This window comes from Methanofollis sp. W23 (assembly GCF_017875325.1).
In the GTDB taxonomy this organism is placed as follows: domain Archaea; phylum Halobacteriota; class Methanomicrobia; order Methanomicrobiales; family Methanofollaceae; genus Methanofollis.
The window spans coordinates 1-18,390 of sequence record NZ_JAGGMN010000001.1; the positions used below are offsets into that span (position 1 = coordinate 1).

The following is an 18,390-nucleotide window of genomic DNA, read 5'->3' on the forward strand; positions in this document are numbered from 1 at the left end:
TCATCCTCCCGCCCCCCCCCCCCCCCCCTTTTTTTTTTTTTTTTGGTTTTTTTTTTTTTTTTTTTTTTTTCCCCCCCCCCCCCCCCCCCGCGGGGGGGGGGGGGGGGGGGGGGGCCCCCCCCCCCCCCCCACGCCTGCACCTCGAAGAGGTGAGGCTTTCTACACAGTCGTTTTTTCAGGAATATTTTCGCAGTTCTGTCATGCCCTCCTGGGTCGGGGGTGCGGGAGAGGTCGGTGCTTTTTGGTCGTGTTCTCTTCTGATGTATGTGGTGCGTGTCTGATGGCGGTCCTATGGGTCTCTGCGCTGCCTGGGCCTCCGTAAATCCGGGCCCTATGCTCGCTCCTATTCCCTCCCTTCCATGGGGGTTATGCCGCGGCCATGGGGAAAATATCACTCTCGATCATATCGGGGTTCTGGGGGGCAGGTGGTCCTGTGGTGTTCCCTGCGTTGGGGGAGATCTCGTCGTTCTGGCCAGATCAGAGATGGGGGCGTTCTGACCTGGAAATGCATGCCCTGTTCCCAGATCCAGGGCCAATATGAGTCTGGCAGGGCCCGGGCCGGACGTCGTCTCCCCATGCCATAAGGTCCGGTTATATGCCGGTGATTCTGGGCGCCATATGTCCCTGAAATCCCTCCCTGATCTGACGTCTGATCTCGCCCTTTCCAGGGGCGCATTCTGCGGCTATGGTGATCGATATCATCTGTAGTAATATGGGGGGTCTGAGGTGCCCTGGGGTCTCCTGATTTTCTTCCTGTTGGGGAAGATCGCCTCGCTCCGGTCAGATCTGAAAAGGGGCCTGATCTGGCCCTGGATCTGGACCCCTGTCCCGGGATCGGGGGGCAGAATGGCCATATCTGGGGGGCGGCACCCCCTGGCGCGAGACGAGGGTGAAGGTTCTGCGGTGCGTGCCGCCCTGATGCCCCTGGAGCACATCCCCAAACTCTCCTGGGGTGAAGATCTCCTCGACCTGAAGTGCATCCTTCCAGAAATTCTACCCGCTCTCCTCCACCGGGGGGAAGGCATGCATGCATGGATCCATAAGGAAAAGGGAGGATTCCTTCACCATATCTCCTGCTCTCTTCTGGGTGGGGGAGGGCAGGAGCGTGTTGGGATGCCCTCCTGGGATGAAGCGAGGGTCGCCGATCACCATGAGGGAGGTTCTATCCTATCGGTCTAGGGCCGATTCAGGGGGATCTGGTGAGTTTTTTCATAGAGGTCATCCCAGAACTCCCTCCCCTCTCCCTCGCTCCTGCCTGGGGCGAGTGCCGCCCCCAGACTCCCTGTGCCTCTCGCCAGGAGCGAGAGGGCGTGGGGCCACAATCGGTTCAGAGGAGTTGTAAGGGCCCGTATGTGCCCAAAAAAGTGTCAGAGGATGGAATACCTATCATCCCTCTTTCCCTGTCCTTCTGACCAGGTTCACGGCATTGACCATCGCCTCGACCGAGGCGGTGACGATGTCGTCTGAGGAGGCCGAGGCGTCGAAGATGTGTCCGGCGGGGTCTTCCACCGCGATGGTCACATGGCCGATGGCGTCGGTCCCGCCGGTGATCGCCTCGATGGAGAACTCTTTCAGGTGCACCGGTTCAGGCAGGCATCCCAGGATCGCCCGCATCGCGGCGTCCACCGGGCCGTTGCCGGTGCTGCACGCCACCTTCTCGGTCCCGTCGACGACCATCCGGATCGAGGCCGTCGGGAGGGTGTGGTTCCCGGTGAGCACCGAGATGTCTGAGACCTGGACCGAGGGGGTCACGTCGCCCATCCCGATCACCTCGCCGGCGATCGCATAGAGGTCGGCGTCGGTGACCCGTCGGCCGCGCCCTGAGATCGCCTTGACCTGCTCTAAGATCTGGTCGAGCTGGGTGTCATTCGGGGTGAGCCTCACGTCGGCGAGCATCTGGGCGACCGCATGGCGCCCGGCATGTTTGCCGAACTTGATCCGGCGCCGGTGCCCGACCATCTCAGGGGTCATCACCCCTGGCTCAAAGGTCTCAGGGTGCTCCAGGATCCCGTGGGCATGGATCCCGCTCTCATGGGCGAAGGCATTCTCGCCGACGACCGGCTGGGCCGGCGGGACCGGGAGTCCGGCATAGCGCGAGACCAGGCGCGAGGTCTCGACCAGGCGTGCGGTCTCGACCCCGGTCTTGATCCCGTAGACCGCCTCCAGGGCCATCACTGTCTGGGCGAGGTCGGCGTTCCCGGCCCGTTCGCCCATCCCGTTCACGGTCACCTGGACCTGCGAGGCCCCGGCTTCGACCGCCGCGAGGGTGTTGGCGACCGCGAGCCCGAAGTCGTTGTGACAGTGGACGTCGATTGGGGCCTTCACCTCTTTCACGATCCGGGTGATCAGCTCCTTCATCGCCGACGGGGTCATCACCCCCACGGTGTCAGGGATGTTCACCGCCGTCGCCCCGGCCCTGACCGCCGCCTGGCAGACCCTGACCAGGTCGTCCCAGTCGGTCCTGGTGGCGTCCATCGGCGAGAAGAGGACCTGGTCCACATGGGCGCGGGCATACCCGACGACCTCGGCCGTGGCCGCGAGCACCTCGTCCATGCGCATCCGCACGGTGTGTTCGCGCTGGACCTCTGAGGTCGGGATGAAGAGGTGGACCATCTCGACGCCGCAGTCAAGGCAGGCGTCGACGTCTTCTTTACGCATCCGTGCCAGTCCGCAGATCGTCGCCCCGGTCCCGGCGTCGACGACGGCCTTCACGGCCTCGCGTTCCTCTGCCGAGGATGCCGGGAACCCGGCCTCGATGGCCGTCACTCCGATCTCTGCGAGGTGCCTGGCGATCTCGACCTTCTGTCCGGTCGTGAATGATACCCCTGGCGTCTGTTCGCCGTCTCTCAGGGTGGTGTCAAAAAGAGCGATTGTTTTACGCGCGTTTCCAGGGGCAAAGAAAACGATACCCCCTTGGTGTTGGTGTGCCTGCGTTGTTGCGAGACATACACAGAAAGTGACGTGTCGGTATATATAGGTGCGCCCGGGGGGATCAGACGCCGCCGATACCTTTAATACTGAGATCGACCCACCTATGTAGCACAACAAACCCGCCTTAACTCAGACTGGTAGAGTGCGCGGCTGTAGTTTGGTTCACTGTCATGGTGACCGCGCGGCTACCGCGATGTCCCCGGTTCGAATCCGGGAGGCGGGATCTTGCTGTATGCCCAGGTAGTGTAGCGGCCTATCATGGTGCCCTGTCACGGCACCGACACGGATTCGAATTCCGTCCTGGGCGTCGTACCATTTTTGCGAGATTGTTCTGGTGACCTATGGGTCGGTCTCCAGTGCCTCTGCACCGGGGAGACGGCACAAATCTCTCTCTCTGTCGCTATCTTTCAGGTTCCCCTCAAGCCCGACGACCTCGTGCGGCTGCAGGAGCGACTGGCCTGGATCAGGGAGCACTTTGGTGTGAAGCGAATCGGCGTCTTTGGTTCTGTTGCCAGGGGAGATGAGGCACCTTCAAGCGATATTGATATTCTCGTCGAATTTACGCAGGGACAGGCTACTTTCCAGAACTTTATGGATCTGATCCGGTATCTCGAACTCCTCTTCGGTCGGAGGGTGGTGGACCTGGTCACCACTACAGGGATTGATCCTTATCTCCGCCTGTACGTGGAAGATGAGGTGATCTGGTGTGAGGCGTGAAGGGAGTATCCTCCCATCAGATCGTGGATGAGATGACCTTTCTAGAGGAGCAGTCCATGAATGGTCTGTTTTGGAGCATTGAGGTGACCGGTGAGGTGGCGAAGCACCTCCCGCGCTCTTATCCCGAAGGTCTGTGGAGGAGTATGGTCGGGATGCGGGACTGTCTCATCCATGCCTATTTTCGTGTGGACCTGAAGATCGTCCGGGATGTGCGTGTTCACGAGATCCCGGCACAAAAACCACTCGTCTGTGATCGACTCAATAGGTGCGTTGAGGAAGAGGACAGCAGGAGGTGACGCCCCTTGCCAGGTCTTCTTCGTGAGGGTCTGGTCCTTCAGGATCTCCCCGACGCCTTCTTTACCTCCAGGAGACGATAGGTGGGTATGGCGCATGAGCAGAATGCCCTTGCCGAGGAAGCCCTCACCCTCGCCCTCGGCGGGGCCGACGAGGCCAGGATCCGGAGGATGGCCTCTTTCCTCCTTGGACAGGCAGGAGGGTCTTCATCATCGGTCGAGGCCCTGGCGGCAGGGCTTCGCGATCCCGACAAGGGGGTGCGGGCCGGGGCGATGCAGGCCCTGGTCGCCTGCGGCCAGAAGGGGCTTTCTGTCCTCCTTGCCGCCCTCCGCGATCCCGACTGGCGGGTGCGCTACCGTGCCGCCGAGGGGCTCGGGCGTCTCGGCGAGCGGCGTACCGTCGCCCCGCTGATCAGGGCGCTCGCCGACGAGAAGGACCATGTCCGCTACATGGCCGCCAGGGCCCTCGGCCAGATCGCCGACCCTGCGGCCAGAGCGCCTCTCCTCCCCCTCCTCCGCGACCCCAATCCCCCGGCGCGGAAGGCGGCGGCGACGGCCCTCGGCCAGATCGGCGGGGCCGAGGCGGCTCTCGAAGAGGCCCTTGCCGACGAACCCTCTGGCGCAGTCCGCCGGGCGTTGCGAGACGCCCTCGGCCGTCCCTGAGATGGACCGGTTCGTCGTCCCCCTCACGCTCAAACTCGGGGTCGTCGGGCAGGGCGACATCACGCCGGCGCTTGCCCGCCTCGACGGGCTCCTCTCCCATACCCCGCATGCCTATCATACCCTCTCCCTCGAGGGCACCAGGGCCCACCGGCAGGTCGCCTCGCTCGACGACCTTGTCGGGGCCTGCGACCTCCTCGTCATCTCTGGCCCTTCTGAAACTCCGCTCGCCGTCGCGAGGGCGATGGGGCGCACCGCCCTCCTCCTCTCCCCTGGGGGCCGGGTGCGGGTGGAGCCCCATACCGACCGCGCCCTCGAGGGCCTCAGGGCCTATGACGCCTTCAATGCCGAACCTGTCAGCCCGCAAAAGATCGACGAGGGGGTCGCCGCCTGGTCGGCAGGGGTCCGTGCCGCCCTGCGGAAGGCCGGGCTTTCGTCTGCGCTCTTCGAGCCCCTGAACCGCTCTCTTCTCCCGCATTATATCAGGGCCAGGCTCCTTGCCGACCGCTACCGCCGCTGCCACCTCTGGGCCGGGACCGCCGTCTATGTCCTGGCCGCGGCGGCGATCGCCACCGTCGCCCTCCAGGTCCTCTTTCTCCCAGACCGCCCTGAGGTGATCTGGCTGGAGGTGGCCGAGATCGCCGCCGCCCTCTTCCTCCTCATCGCCGCCCGCACCCTGGACTGGCACCGCAAGTGGCTTGACTACCGCGTCCTTGCCGAACGGATGCGCTCGTCGCTCTTCCTCTGTTTTGTCTGTATCAGGTGCGAGTTCCCAGGCGCCCACCCAGGCCTCACCCTTTCGCATCCCTCAGAAGACTGGATGTCCAGGCTCTTTGGGGGACTGCTGGCGACGCGTCCCCTCGAGTACTGCCACCTCTCGATGCCCCTCGGTCCCCTCAAGGAGTTCCTCCTCTCTGCCTGGATCGACCACCAGGTCGCCTGGTATGCCGAGAAGGCGCGGAAAAATAGGGCCTGGTTCGAGCGCCTCCTTTATGCCGGCGAGTTTTTTTTTCATCGCCACCCTCATCGCCGCCGCCGCCCATGCCTCAGGGGTGGGGCACGGCTACGCCCCGGTGCTTGCGGCGGCGACCCTCCTCTTCCCGGTGGTGGCGTCGGCCCTCGGGGCGGTGCGGACCCAGCGCGAGTACCGCCAGAATGCCGAGCGGGCCTCCAGATTACTTACTCGCCTCTCGTCCATCGCCCTTGCGATCAGGGGGGCCGAGGATATGTCCACCCTCTGCTCGCTCCTCGGCCAGGCCGACGAGGCGATGCTGCGCGAGCAGCAGGAGTGGCGGGTGGTCTTCCAGTTCAGGGAACTCGAGAGTCTTTGATCTCTTTGAGCAGACCTTCAAGCGTCCTGACCTCGTCCCAGGTGCAGCGGTCGCCGGCATAGCGCACCCGCTCGTAGAGTCTGACAAATGCCCTGACACTCTCTGCCGCGGGGCTCTCTTTGAGTGCCTCTGCGAGTTCGCGCGGGGTCTGCGCCTTTGTCCCGGCGCTCCGTGCAAGGTCGCCCCAGAGCCTGCCCGCCGCCTCCTCCGGGGTGGCGGGTGCAGGGGCTTCTGGGATCTCCTCCTCTTCTTCTTCCTCGTCGTCGCCGACGACCGTCTCGACCGGGAGGATGATCTCTCTCTCTTCTTCGTCCTGGCGGCGTCCCCGCCTCGACCAGCGCAGGAAGACGGCCCCTGCCAGCACCCCGACGGCCAGCGCCCCGCCGGCGGTGAGAAGGGTCTGGGAGGAGAGGAGCGAGGGGCTGACCCTGAGGGTGACCTTCTCGCTGGCCGAGTGCTCCAGCGGGAACCCCTCGCCGGTGAACTCGGCCTGGAGGAGGTGTTCGCCTGGTGCGAGGACGGTCTCGATCTCATACTCGCCCTCGTCTCCGGTGACCCCGGTCGCCACGACCTCGCCGTCGGCGATGAGGTGTACCCCTGCCCCGGCGACCCCCAGGTCTCCGCAGGTGAGCCTCCCCTGGCAGACGCCCCGCTCCCCTTCGACGGTGGCCTGCAGGCTGAGCCTGGAGGGCGAGGGGCCGACCGTGAAGGAGACAAGGTCAGAGACCAGCCGCCCTGACGAGACATAGACGAGGTGTGTCCCTGCCCTGATCTTTCCCACCTCGTACGAGAACCCATAGTCCCCGCCCTCCCCTGTCGTCCCGCTCGCATAGAGTGAGCTGTCAAGATAGGTCTTGAGCGCCGCCCCCGCCTCCTGGCTCGTGAGAGTGCCATGCCAGCGCACGACCTCGCCATACGCCGCCTCTGCCGGGTCAAGGGCGATCGAGATCTGCGAGCCCGGCTCCCCAGGCCCCTGCTCAAACCCGGTCGTCTCCTCGACGACCTCGCGGAAGGTCTCGACACTCCTCTTGGTCCCTTCTGTCTCTGCCTCGTAGCGCTCCCCGATCTCTGCGAGGCCGCGGCTTCCCGAGGCATAGGTCGTATAGGACTCATCCAGGTGTTTCTTGAGCGTCTCGCCCTCGTAGACCACCGAGTAATACCGCGAGGGGTCGTCGCTGTCGCGGTAGGTGATCTCCAGCTCCTTGAGGTGGTCGAGGCGTTCGGTGCCGTTCACCAGGGTTTCCAGGGCGCCCTGGTTCTCCCGGCTCTTCTGCCTGAACTCGTCGAGGTCGGTCTCAGAGAGGTCGAGGGAGACGACCAGGTTGTCCATCGACCTGGTCATCTCGGCATATTCGTCCAGCTCCCTCTGTGCACTCTCCCAGTCCTTCACCTTCACCGAGAGGACCACGTGTTCGCCCTGCCCGAGGAGGTCCTGGAGAAGGGGCAGCACGGCCTCCCCCTTCTTCGGGTCCATCGGCTCGGCCACCGAGAGGTCGACCTCTCCCTCTGAACTGATGTTCTCTGCGGCATAGAGCAGGGGCTGCTGCGCATGGAAGAGGACCAGCGCCAGGCAGACGACGGCCAGGACTCCAAGGAGCATTCGTTTCATGAGGCAAGGATCTCCATGATCTTCAGGACCACGATATAGCCAAAGACCGCGACGCCGACTGCCACGAGCGCCTTGACCCGCCGCATGGCCTGCGGCTGGACATAGGGCGGGTCGATGAGCACCACCAGGACTAAAAGCCCGATCAGCCCGAGCACAAAATAGACCTCAAGGTCGAGTGCCCGGTTGAGGACCATGAAGAAGGCGACGATCCCGAACCAGAGGGCAAGTGCCCATGCGGCGATATATCTGGCGTCGCGCATTGCGTTCATACGTCTTCATCGTCCCGGATTAATGTTGCGAATCCGCCTCTCTGCTCTCCGAATGCGCATGGACCCCCGGTTTCCTCTCTGGATATCATGGATCTCTCTGTACCGCCCTTTCACTCCACCTTTTTTTTGCGATTATACCCTCTGCACCGCTCCTGTCCGGTTTTTTCCTGGGCCTTCCTGCCCTGGGGCCATGCCCCTCTCTGGAGGAGGCGACCCCGCGGGGCGCCCATCAGATCAGAGAGGCCCTGGCACCCTGCGCCCCCCTCTTCACCTGGTCCAGATGGGGCCGGGCCGGGCCGCCCTGGCAGATTGTGAGGGCTGCACTCTCCAGATCGTGTGCTCCTCTTTGAAAAGGGAGAAGAGCCTGAGCGTCGGTCTGCCTGGTCAGGTCGAAGCCCGGGTGCGTGACGGTCCTCTGGGCGCCGCGTCCTCGTCGTCCTCTCAGAGGAGAAGGAGGAGGGCGCTCTCCCCCTGATCCCGCCTGTGCGCCCCCGGCCAAATCCCCCCTCTCCCCTCCTCCTGTCCCCCCAACCCTGATATCGCAATATTTATAATTTCTGAATTTGTGCGCTTTTCCCCTCTCCCTCTGCCACAACCTATATTATGTGGCAAGTATAATTATCACCAATCTTTGTGGTGCTCCCCCAGACTCCACGTTCCTCTCCCTTTAAGCCGTATTTCGTCGTGCGGGTGATCCGAGGTTCCTGGAAGATAAGCGTGTGCGCTGGAGGGGGCAGATGTGAGTGTGAGTCTGTGGAACCAGGGAGGATGTCAATAGGAACAGAGAGCGTGGCTCTCTCGGGCGGGGGTGCGACTGACGACCCGTGTGCGGTGTCGGTCGCAGGAGATGGAGCGCCGCGGTACCGCGAAAAGCGGGTCGCGGTCGTGGTGCCGGCGTATAATGAGGAGACCCTGATCAAGGAGACCCTGGACGGGATCCCTGCGTACGTCGAGAAGGTCTATGCCGTCGACGACGGCTCTGCCGACCGGACCGGGGCGATCATCGACCTCTACGCGAGGCACGACCCCCGCATCGTCCCCATCCACCATGACCCGAACCGCGGCGTGGGGGCGGCGATCACCTCAGGCTACCACCGGGCGGTCGAGGACGAGATGGACCTCGTCGCCGTCATGGCCGGGGACAACCAGATGGACCCGACCTACCTCCCCTCCCTCCTCGACCCCATCGTCGACGGCAAGGCCGACTACACCAAGGGCAACCGCCTCATCAGCGAGGACTACCGCACCGGGATGAGCAAATGGCGGAGCCTTGGCAACTCGGTCCTCACCTTCCTCACCAAGATCGCCTCAGGCTACTGGCAGATGATGGACCCGCAGAACGGCTACACTGCGGTCTCGACGAAGGCCCTTGCGACCCTCCCCCTCGACCACGTCTACCAGGGCTATGGCTACTGCAACAACCTCCTGGTCTGGATGAACATCCACGGCATGAGCGTAAAAGACGTCGCCATCCCCGCGAGGTACGGCCAGGAGAAGTCGGGCATCCGCTACTCCACCTACATCCCCAAGGTCTCGCGCCTCCTCCTCGGCAACTTCCTCTTCCGCCTCAAGACCAAGTACGTCCAGATGAGCTTCCACCCCCTCGTCTTCTTCTATGCCGCCGGGGCGGTGCTCACGCCGCTTGGGGTTCTCGGGGGGCTCGTCGCCCTCTGGGAGAAGTTTGCGATGGGGTATCCGGTGCTCTTCGTGCATGGAGGGCTCTCGTTCCTGGTGTTTGTCTTCGGGGCGCAGTGTCTGTTCTTTGCGATGTTTTTTGATATGCAGGCGAATGGGCAGCAGAGTTCATGAATGTAAGTCTTAATGGTAATTTCTGTAATTGTAAGGTGCTGATGGGGGTAAAATGAGGATTCTTATTGATATGGGACATCCAGCCCATGTTCATCTCTTTAAGAATTTTATCTGGGAGATGGAGAAAAGAGGGCATCGGGTTCTTGTTACAGCCCGTGATAAAGACGTCGTTACTCAGTTATTGAAGGCGTACAATATTCCATATATTCCTGTGGGCAAAAAAGGCACGGGATCATTGAACCTGATAAAGGAGTGGACATTCAGGGATTTTGAGATTGTTCGCATCGCAAGAAAATTCAATCCAGATATTCTCCTTGGGGTGCTGAACCCTGCAACGGCCCATGCGGCGCGGCTCCTCGGGAAGGTGTCGGTCACCTTTACCGATTCAGAACCTGAGATCGCGAAGTACCCGATTGCCGATACCATTACGCTGCCCTTCACCGACGTCATCCTCACCCTTTCCTCAGTGCAGCACGATTATGGGGAAAAAGAAGTCCGTGTCAATAGTTACAAAGAACTCGCTTCCCTCCATCCACTCCGTTTTTCTCCGAACCCTGATGTCTTAGATATTGCAGGGCTGACTCCAGAAGATGACTATGCCCTGGTCCGGTTTGTTGCCTGGGATGCCTATCATGACATGGGGCAGGGTGGGCTCACGCTGGAGGATAAACATGCCCTGATCAGGGAACTTGAACAATCGTGTCGTGTTTTCATATCTTCAGAGTCTCCGTTGCCTCCAGAGTTTGAGAAGTACCGTCTCCCCATCCCTCCGGAGAGAATGCACGACTTCCTCCATTATGCGAAGATTTTCGTCTCCGATTCGCAGACCATGACCACAGAAGCGGCTCTGCTGGGAACCCCTGCTGTACGTTGCAATAGCTTCGTGGGCAAGAATGATATGGGAAATTTTGTCGAGTTGGAGGAGCGCTATCACCTCATTTATAACTGTAGGGATGGACCTTCGGTACTCTCGAAAGTGCGTGAATTGCTCAAGTTTCCGAACCTTAAGGATGAATGGGCCAGGAGAAGGGAGCCTTTACTGCATGAAAAGATTGATCTGACGGCTTTCATGGTCTGGTTCATTGAAAACTATCCCCGGAGTTTTGCGGAGATGAAGGAACATCCAAAGGTGCAGTACTCCTGTGTTTCAACTCGGAGGGATGCGTTATGAGTGCTGTTGCATATGTGGGTCCTCCTGTTGGTCATCTGTTTAGCCATGTTGTCACAGAATTGTATCATTTAATCGGGATCTCCGGTGAGATCTCATGAATATGCACGTTGTTAACCTGCAGAGAGGAGCCTCAGGTAGATCAGCACGTGCCTCTATGGGGCAAAGGTTGCGATCATGGTCCTCCCCTGTGAGAACAACATCAATGACCTCTGCAGAGTCCTTCTCGATCAAGATCCTTTTGGAACTTGCAGATTTTTGTATTGGCATTCGAAGGTATCGATTTTCATTAAGGGTTTTATTATGACTGGCTCACGAGTTTGTACAAGGTGTGTTTGTGACGATAGCATTCCGGGAATATCTTTTGATGAGAATGGAGTATGCAGTCTGTGCAAAAACTACGATCTCATCGAACAAGAGTTTCCCTTAAGTGAGGCTACCCAGCAAAAATTTCAGCAGATTGCTGATAATATTAAGAAAAATCAAAGGAATTCTAAATATGATTGTCTTATTGGCGTCAGTGGGGGAACAGATAGCATCTATACCCTTTACATTGCGCGCAAATATGGTCTTAACCCACTGGCGTTGCATGTTGATGATGGATGTGACACAGAAGTATCTATTCACAATGTCCAATCTGCGATAAATATATTAAACGTTGATTTATTCACTGTAAAAATTGATGCCAAAGAACTCGCTGATCTAGAATTATCTTTCTTTAAAGCATCTATTCCAGATGTGGAAACCCCTCCTGATATGGCAATAACTGCGTCGTTATATAAATGTGCCGCGCAGTTTGGGATAAAATACATTTTCGTCGGCAATTCGTTTAGAACGGAAGGGAAGATGCCGCCGGGATGGAGTTATGGTGATGGGAAATACTTAAAATCCATTCATGCTTGTTTTGGCCGTACAAGTTTGAAAACGTTCCCGAATTTAATGCTCATCGATTATCTTTATTATTTTATATTCAAGAGAGTAAAGATAATTAAGCCCCTATACTATTTGCCATATGTTAAGAAAGACGTAAAGCAACTTCTGGAAAAAGAGTTAGGGTGGATAGATTATGGGGCAAGCCATCATGAATCCGTATACACCCGATTTGTACAGGGATATTTGCTTCCAAAGAAGTTTGGCATCGATAAAAGGAAAATTCATTATTCAGCATTAGTTCGATCCAATCAAATGACGCGGGAAGAAGCGTTGATTAAACTGAAATCGCCCGCCTGTAGTGATGATATGGTTAAAGAGGATATTCATTATCTCTGTAATAAATTCGGCATTAGTCTTGAAGAGTTTGAGGAGATAATTAATTCTGAACCAGGATCCCAGTCTGAATTTGATTCATACTATCCTCTGGTCTGCAAGTTACAATCTGTCATTGAAATTGCATACAGGTTGCACCTGTTCCCTACGAAAATATATGGAAGTTATAATAGGGAATGATTTGAGATGCTCAATAATTTATTGATTATCGCACCGGAATACTTTACTTTTGTTAAGGATCAGACTGAAGCAATCTCTCGTTACTTTCAAAATATACAGGTTTTTGTTCGGTACAACCCTTTCGCTGAACTATCGGCGATCTGGCCCTTTAGAGATCTAGATACTTTTAGATTAGATCGGCGTGTTAGCATTGTGGATCTTCCGGCAAATGTCCATATAACTCCAACTCCTCTATATTATCTACCTCTTGATTATAATTACAAAGTACTTGGCAAAACTCATTATAGGAAGATATGTGGATATGTCAGTCGAAATGATCTAAAAGGAGGTATAGTTCATGCGCACCACACTTGGTCCGCAGGCTATGTCGGTGCCCGCCTCAAGGAGGAACACGATGTCCCATTTGTAGTCACAGCACATGGCTATGACATTTACTCCCTTCCCTTCAAGGACGCTGAATGGCGAGCAAAGATCGAATACGTGCTCAACACCGCAGATCACATTATCACCGTCAGCCAGAGTAATCTTGCGTGCATAAAAAAACTGGACGTCTCCACACCAGTCACAGTCATACCCAACGGGTTCAGGAGCGATCTTTTCTACCCTCGTGACACTTCAGAGTGCAGAAGAGCGCTTAACCTCCCTCAAGATAAGAAGATCATCCTTACGGTGGGGAACCTGGAGCATGTCAAGGGTCAGAAGTATCTTGTCGAAGCCATCTGGAGGATCACTCGGGAAAGAAAGGATGTCTTGTGCGTGATCGTCGGTGCCGGGAAACTTCACGCGTCCCTCGAACGTCAGATCCACTCACTTGGCCTTGAGGATTATATTATGCTCGCTTGTGGAAAGCCACACGACGAAATTTCCCTCTGGATGAACGCCTGTGATCTCTTTGTCCTGCCAAGCCTCAACGAGGGCAACCCTACGGTCATGTTCGAGACCCTCGGCTGCGGGAAGCCCTTTGTCGGGACGAAGGTCGGGGGAGTGCCTGAGGTCATTACGTCGGATGATTACGGCCTGCTGGTCGAGCCCGCTGATCCTGAGGATCTGGCGGAGAAGATCCTGGTGGCCCTGGATTGCAAATGGGATCGAGAAGCGATCCTCACGTATGCAGAGCGTTTTACATGGGAAAATATCGCAAAGGAGGTCATGTGTGTGTATGATCAGGTATTAAGGATGAGATCATGATGAAGATCGCACTTATTACAAACTACTGGAAGAACAGCGATGGCGGCGGGGTCAAGACCTATCTGGTGAACCTTGTCGACGCCCTGAAAAACAGAGGCGCCGATGTCGATGTGATCTTCCGATGGGGTGACGATCCTGAGCACTCCTGTGGTGGGAAGAATAAGATAGCCTTCCCCTTCGTCTGCTACCGGCAACTCAAAATGATCCGCCCTGAGGTGATCTATTCCCAGGGTACCTGGTATTGTCTCCTCCCAGGTGTGCTCTACAAAAAACTCCACGGGTGTACGCTGGTTCACACCTTCCACACCGAGCCTGACAGGGGGTTGCCGCTCCCGGCGAGGGTCTTCTTCCAGAGCCTCCTGAACGCCTGCGACTGCGTGACTTTTGTCTCGAAGAAACTGCAGGAGCGGGTTGTCGAGGTTGAAGGACTTTCGTTTTCGAAGACGGCGATCACCTATGCGGGGGTGCGAGCTGGTGAGGTCACGGAAGGAGAGATCAAGCGGTTCCGTGAGCAGTATGGGATCGGTGAAGATGCGATTGTTCTCCTGGCCATTGGCATGACCGCCCTCCCCTACAAAGCTGAGGGGTTGAAGCTGCTGATCCGGGCCGTCAAGATCTTGTGGGATACCTATCCGAATATTGTGCTCATCGCGACTCGTGAGGGGAAGTACTCTGAAGAGCTGAAGACATTCGCACGTGAGGTAGGTGTGGAGGAGCGGGTGGTCTTTACAGGCGATGTGGAGAACCCCTTTGTGCCGCTGAAGATGTGCGATCTGTATACGCACATCACGCTGGGTGATGGGCTACCGTTGGCCCTCCTTGAAGCGATGGCAATGGGGAAACCCATCGTTGCGACGCCTATTGCCGGGATCCCTGAGGCGATCACTGATGGAAAGAACGGGCTCCTTGTTGCGCCGGAGGCGGAGCAGGTTGCGGAGAAGATCGGTCTTCTTCTGCGGGATAGGGAGTATGCGGAGCGGCTTGGGAGATGCGCGAAGAAGACAGTGGAGGAGAGATTTACCTGGGAGCAGGCGGCGGAGAGATTTTTGCAGTGCTATTTAGATGGCGGAAATGTTCGTGAAGATCAAAGACCTGTGGGGAGATCCTCTGTGGAACATACTTGGCAAAGAGAATAAAAATGAATGTTGAAATCCCACGAATGAATAACTAAGTAGATTCGAGGCAAACTATGGTAGGGTTTATCCCTCATCCCCATAGGTCGATCAATAGACAGATGGATCATTGGTAGTGGAATTCTATAGATCAAGTGTCCTGCAAAATAAGAATCTAGATATCTTCTTTCAGATGAAGTATATAGTGTGTATGACGTGAAGGCCCAAGACCGAATGAATATTCCAGAGTTTTTTTCGGGTGGAAAATATTCAAAGATCCTTCTTACTTTTGGGTTTATCCTTATCATCCATAATTTTCTTATCTTATATTCCCACCAACCCCAGGGCTATGTTGTGGATATCTACTCAGTCCTCCCGCTTTCCTTTTACGGTGCTTCGATACTCTGCTACCTCATCAGTTCCCTTGTTTTACTCTCGAACAGGGGCAGTGCGAAAAAATATGGCATCTTACTGCTGATCCTCAACCACGCTACTATTCTTATGATCCCCTATATGCTTGGCTACTACTCTATGGGCCGGGCAGATGATATGTCATATATTGGCGAATATGTTCATATCAGCAATACAGGTGCCATCAATGGGTGGGATATCTACCCTGGAAGTCTCATTCTCGGTGCCACTCTTTCAATAATATCTGGGATCCCTGCAAATGGTGCGGCTTTTGTGGTACCGTTTGTCTTCTCGTTTATTTTCATCGGCGGACTGTGCCTGTGCTGTCGTTTTTTCCTGAGAGAGGAAAAATTGGTGAATATTGCGGTCCTTTCATCTTTTATCTTCTACCTTGGGCCTTACAATTTTCTTAACGTCCCCCATGCTCTCTTCTTTGCGTACATGCCCTTCTTTATCTTCGTACTGAGCAGGTATATCAAAAATATTGACTCTGCAAATGTTTTTCTGATCCTCATCACGACTATTCTCGTCCCCTTTATGCATCCGTTTATTGTTCTCTTTGTATTTGCGCTCCTTTTGGTTCTGATCGTGTTTAGGGGGGTATTGAACTGGTTTATTGAGGGAAATTATTGGCGTGCTACCCATCCCCTCCTTGTGTTGTGTATTGGGTTTTTCTCGTGGTTTATTTACTGTGATACACTCCTGGGTAATTTGAGGGTGAGTTACCGGTGTTACCTCCAGAAAACGACAGAACCTGTCCTGCTAGAAACCGCAGATAAACTTGCTCGTATCAATATTGATCTATTCAAAATGACAAAACTGCTATTTGTTTATTACGGCCGGTATTTTATCCCCCTGATCATCATCGGTATTGCACTCATAGTGGTTTATCTTAACCGTGATAAGATCTCTCAGTTCTTAAAAAACCGTATGCATTTCTTTTTGATATTCTATATCATGTTCCTGGTCGCTGAGGCGGTTCTCTTCCTGAACCCTATGTTTTCTCATCAGCCCGATCGGTTGACAAATTTAAATTTCATGGTTTATGCTCAGATACCACTGTTTGTGATTGCTCTCTCTGTTCTATTTGCAAAATCAAAATTTTTCAACCGGAGGGTGATGATACTCCTCCTCATTCTTTTGGGAGGCATATGGGGTCTGAGTCTTTTCGGGACGTTTGATTCTCCTCATATTTTCAGGACCAATGTGGCTCTAACATATAACGAAGTAGAGGGCATGGAGTGGTTTTATGAGGCAAGGGAGGGTGAGAACATCATTGTTCCTCTGAGTCAGATTGGGAGGTTCCATGCACTGTTTGATGATGGGGAATCTGACAATCGTATCCCAATACCACCAAATCACTTTGGCTATGGCTCCTCTTATAGGTCTTTTGCCGACATAAATTTGGAATACGGCGAGCAGAGTTATGTTGTCTTGTTGACTCTTGATGAACTCTTGTATCAGAAAGTTCCTGGGTACATGGAGCTAGGGCGTTATACTGCGGGAGATTACTCTCGGTTTAGGAATGATCAGTCGATTGACGCTAAAGTCTATGACAATTGTGATATTGAGATCTACGATATTGAGGGCAACCAAAGGTGATATGTCGATTTTCTGGTAGTGCCCCTGGCAATAACTGATAACAAAAACCCCCTCTCTGTGCGAGTTTCTGTTATGAATACCGATCACTGCTCGATGGAATTCAGTCAGATTTTTAGAAATAGATTTTCAGTTCTATTCTGGGGCACTACCGAATCTTTCCTGCTCTCTCGCGCGCTGGAGGGCTTCTGCCCCCGGAACCCCCCACGACGAGAATAGGCGGGGCGGCAATGAAGCAGTGTTTCCCTCTGATCGGTTCTCTGAGATGATCGAGATCCCTGATAAAATTTCGAGAGACAATGCGCTTCATTCCCCTCCAAATGAACTCAATATGATTCAGATCTGGAGAATAAATGGGCAGGTAGACGAGATTTATGTTCAGTTTCATGGCACATTCCATCGTAGCATGTGCATGATGAGATCGGAAATTGTCTAGGATGATCACGATGTTTTTCTCTGGGTTCTCTTCTCGAATTTTTCCAATAAAATCACAGAAATCTTCTTTTCAGGAGGATAGTGTAACGAATCTTCTGTAAAAACTTATCAGGCCCTGCCTCCAACCTAGATTTGCAGAAAGGTGAAACAGGGCATGAATCCTTTATCTTTTATCGAAGATTATCTTTCCGATAATGTGAGAGTGGCATGAAGAATCTTATCACGTGGTACCTCAACCAGGTGATGCTGCTGGAGGCGCTCAGCAGGCTGGAGCCGAGCAGTATGAACGAACTGATGCGCGGCAGGTACACCGAACGGGTACAAGAGTCGCTTTCTGAAAACTCGCTATGGCGATCTCGTTCTCCAGAAACCTCTGTTTCGTGAATTTCCCTTCGAAACTCAGGTGTTTGGACGTTATTCTCGGGTTGAGAAAGCCCTTGTGAACGCGATCTCCGAATTTTATCTTCAGGGTGTTTCAAATCGCCGGATCCAGGAAATCGTTGTTCATCTGGAGATTGATCAACTCTCCCCTTGTTTCTGTTTCTCGGATGGAACACGACCTCTACAGATCCATGCATTTCTCCAGAGACCAATTGAAGAGGAAATTCCCTATATCTTTGTCGATGCCTCCTATTTCAAAATCCGAGATGGACCCCAGTACATCACCAAAGCTCTTCTGGTGATCGCTGACGTGCAGGTGGATGGTTGCTGAAAAACCCTGGGGGCCAGAATCATAGAATGTGAGAATGAAGAGTTCTGGTTCGGTCTGTTCGAGGAACTCAAAGAACAAGGATTAACTGGTGTCAAACTGATCGTCTCAGATGGTCATGCAGGGATCCTGAGAGCAGCAGAAACTGCTTTCCTCGGTGCATCATGGCAGATGTGTTCGGTCCACTATACTCGCGCGGTTTTGAGAAATATTCCCAGGAAACATCAGAAAGAAGTTGCCGAGAGTTTGAAGGAGGCATGTGGGAACGAAGAGGGACTTCAGAAGGTCGGTCGCAGATGATCAGAATAAACGAGGATATCGGAAATCAGTGAATATCATCGAGATATCCCTTATGGGACTCATTATTTGCACGATATTCTCGAAAGAACACGCAAAACGGATTTGAACAATGAACATGATGGAAAGAATCAACAAGGAACTGAAGAGGAGAACAAAAGTTGTAGGAGCATTTCCAAACGAAAATTCACTTCTCAGGCTGGCAGGATCTATCTTGATGGACATCAACGAGGAGTGGGTGACTGGCAGAAGGTATTTTGACGATGGAGAAGGGATGATCAAGCAAGGAGACAGGGATCAGACAAATTACAGAAGATCTGAGACACTAACTTTCATTTTGTTCATCAAATATGATTCCTACTTTGATTACGATCAATTTTACGATTTTAATCGGTACATTTTCTGG

The 18,390-nt window shown here is 54.9% G+C and carries 13 protein-coding genes, 2 tRNA genes and 1 pseudogene; 13 read left to right on the forward strand and 3 right to left on the reverse strand.

The genetic code is table 11. The features are described from left to right. Positions 1-1,386 precede the first annotated feature (1,386 nt). Positions 1,387-2,871, reverse strand: a complete 1,485-nt coding sequence (locus tag J2129_RS00005) for a 2-isopropylmalate synthase (RefSeq protein WP_209631196.1) — start codon at positions 2,869-2,871, stop codon at positions 1,387-1,389. A 178-nt stretch (positions 2,872-3,049) separates the two neighbouring features. Between J2129_RS00005 and J2129_RS00010 the strand changes: the two genes are divergently transcribed. The 6 genes from J2129_RS00010 to J2129_RS00035 all read left to right on the forward strand — a co-directional run bounded on the left by J2129_RS00010 (position 3,050) and on the right by J2129_RS00035 (position 5,994). Beyond that, a tRNA-Tyr gene (locus J2129_RS00010) sits at positions 3,050-3,154 on the forward strand. Positions 3,155-3,165: 11 nt separating this feature from the next. Beyond that, positions 3,166-3,238: transfer RNA gene (locus J2129_RS00015), tRNA-Asp, on the forward strand. Between the two features lie 128 nt (positions 3,239-3,366). Then, a complete protein-coding gene (locus tag J2129_RS00020) occupies positions 3,367-3,648 on the forward strand; it encodes a nucleotidyltransferase family protein (protein ID WP_348632328.1) in 282 nt (93 codons plus the stop codon). Then, positions 3,645-3,944 (forward strand): HepT-like ribonuclease domain-containing protein, encoded by a 300-nt coding sequence (locus J2129_RS00025; protein WP_348632260.1) that lies wholly within the window; start codon positions 3,645-3,647, stop codon positions 3,942-3,944. The genes J2129_RS00020 and J2129_RS00025 overlap by 4 nt, the downstream gene beginning before the upstream one ends. An 87-nt stretch (positions 3,945-4,031) precedes the next feature. Continuing rightward, positions 4,032-4,604: a HEAT repeat domain-containing protein gene (locus tag J2129_RS00030; protein ID WP_209628438.1), complete on the forward strand. Its 573-nt coding sequence runs from the start codon at positions 4,032-4,034 to the stop codon at positions 4,602-4,604. Continuing rightward, the gene (locus J2129_RS00035) at positions 4,543-5,994 is read left to right on the forward strand and encodes a hypothetical protein (protein ID WP_209628440.1); all 1,452 of its coding nucleotides are present in this window, start codon (positions 4,543-4,545) and stop codon (positions 5,992-5,994) included. The genes J2129_RS00030 and J2129_RS00035 overlap by 62 nt, the downstream gene beginning before the upstream one ends. On the opposite strand, the gene J2129_RS00040 is transcribed toward J2129_RS00035, so the two are convergent. Both J2129_RS00040 and J2129_RS00045 read right to left on the reverse strand, forming a co-directional pair. Next, positions 5,910-7,541 (reverse strand): DUF4129 domain-containing protein, encoded by a 1,632-nt coding sequence (locus J2129_RS00040; RefSeq protein WP_209628442.1) that lies wholly within the window; start codon positions 7,539-7,541, stop codon positions 5,910-5,912. The genes J2129_RS00035 and J2129_RS00040 overlap by 85 nt on opposite strands. Then, on the reverse strand, positions 7,538-7,810 hold the full coding sequence (locus tag J2129_RS00045; protein ID WP_245320507.1) for a hypothetical protein: 273 nt from the start codon (positions 7,808-7,810) through the stop codon (positions 7,538-7,540). Before J2129_RS00045 ends, J2129_RS00040 begins: the two co-directional genes overlap by 4 nt. A 768-nt stretch (positions 7,811-8,578) precedes the next feature. Here J2129_RS00045 and J2129_RS00050 point away from each other — a divergent pair. The 7 genes and pseudogenes from J2129_RS00050 to J2129_RS00085 all read left to right on the forward strand — a co-directional run. Further along, entirely contained in the window at positions 8,579-9,619 is a 1,041-nt protein-coding gene (locus J2129_RS00050; protein WP_209628444.1) for a glycosyltransferase family 2 protein, read from the forward strand. Positions 9,620-9,671: 52 nt separating this feature from the next. Continuing rightward, complete coding sequence (locus J2129_RS00055) at positions 9,672-10,790, forward strand: DUF354 domain-containing protein (protein ID WP_209628445.1); 1,119 nt, start codon at positions 9,672-9,674, stop codon at positions 10,788-10,790. Positions 10,791-11,090: 300 nt separating this feature from the next. Further along, positions 11,091-12,233: an N-acetyl sugar amidotransferase gene (locus tag J2129_RS00060; protein ID WP_209628447.1), complete on the forward strand. Its 1,143-nt coding sequence runs from the start codon at positions 11,091-11,093 to the stop codon at positions 12,231-12,233. A 6-nt stretch (positions 12,234-12,239) separates the two neighbouring features. Then, entirely contained in the window at positions 12,240-13,421 is a 1,182-nt protein-coding gene (locus J2129_RS00065; RefSeq protein ID WP_209628449.1) for a glycosyltransferase, read from the forward strand. Continuing rightward, positions 13,421-14,557, forward strand: a complete 1,137-nt coding sequence (locus J2129_RS00070) for a glycosyltransferase family 4 protein (protein WP_209628451.1) — start codon at positions 13,421-13,423, stop codon at positions 14,555-14,557. The genes J2129_RS00065 and J2129_RS00070 overlap by 1 nt, the downstream gene beginning before the upstream one ends. A 183-nt stretch (positions 14,558-14,740) precedes the next feature. Continuing rightward, positions 14,741-16,546, forward strand: a complete 1,806-nt coding sequence (locus J2129_RS00075) for a hypothetical protein (RefSeq protein ID WP_348632262.1) — start codon at positions 14,741-14,743, stop codon at positions 16,544-16,546. Positions 16,547-17,132: 586 nt separating this feature from the next. Then, positions 17,133-18,240, forward strand: a pseudogene (locus J2129_RS00085) (IS256 family transposase); the annotation flags it as partial. Positions 18,241-18,390 lie beyond the last annotated feature (150 nt).

What these genes read in the sequence shown, in the direction of transcription:
- J2129_RS00030 (WP_209628438.1), top strand. Translation starts at nt 4,032, where the DNA reads ATGGCGCATGAGCAGAATGCCCTTGCCGAGGAAGCCCTCACCCTCGCC.
- J2129_RS00040 (WP_209628442.1), bottom strand. Translation starts at nt 7,541, where the DNA reads ATGAAACGAATGCTCCTTGGAGTCCTGGCCGTCGTCTGCCTGGCGCTG.
- J2129_RS00045 (WP_245320507.1), bottom strand. Translation starts at nt 7,810, where the DNA reads ATGAACGCAATGCGCGACGCCAGATATATCGCCGCATGGGCACTTGCC.
- J2129_RS00050 (WP_209628444.1), top strand. Translation starts at nt 8,579, where the DNA reads ATGTCAATAGGAACAGAGAGCGTGGCTCTCTCGGGCGGGGGTGCGACT.
- J2129_RS00055 (WP_209628445.1), top strand. Translation starts at nt 9,672, where the DNA reads ATGAGGATTCTTATTGATATGGGACATCCAGCCCATGTTCATCTCTTT.
- J2129_RS00060 (WP_209628447.1), top strand. Translation starts at nt 11,091, where the DNA reads ATGACTGGCTCACGAGTTTGTACAAGGTGTGTTTGTGACGATAGCATT.
- J2129_RS00065 (WP_209628449.1), top strand. Translation starts at nt 12,240, where the DNA reads ATGCTCAATAATTTATTGATTATCGCACCGGAATACTTTACTTTTGTT.
- J2129_RS00070 (WP_209628451.1), top strand. Translation starts at nt 13,421, where the DNA reads ATGAAGATCGCACTTATTACAAACTACTGGAAGAACAGCGATGGCGGC.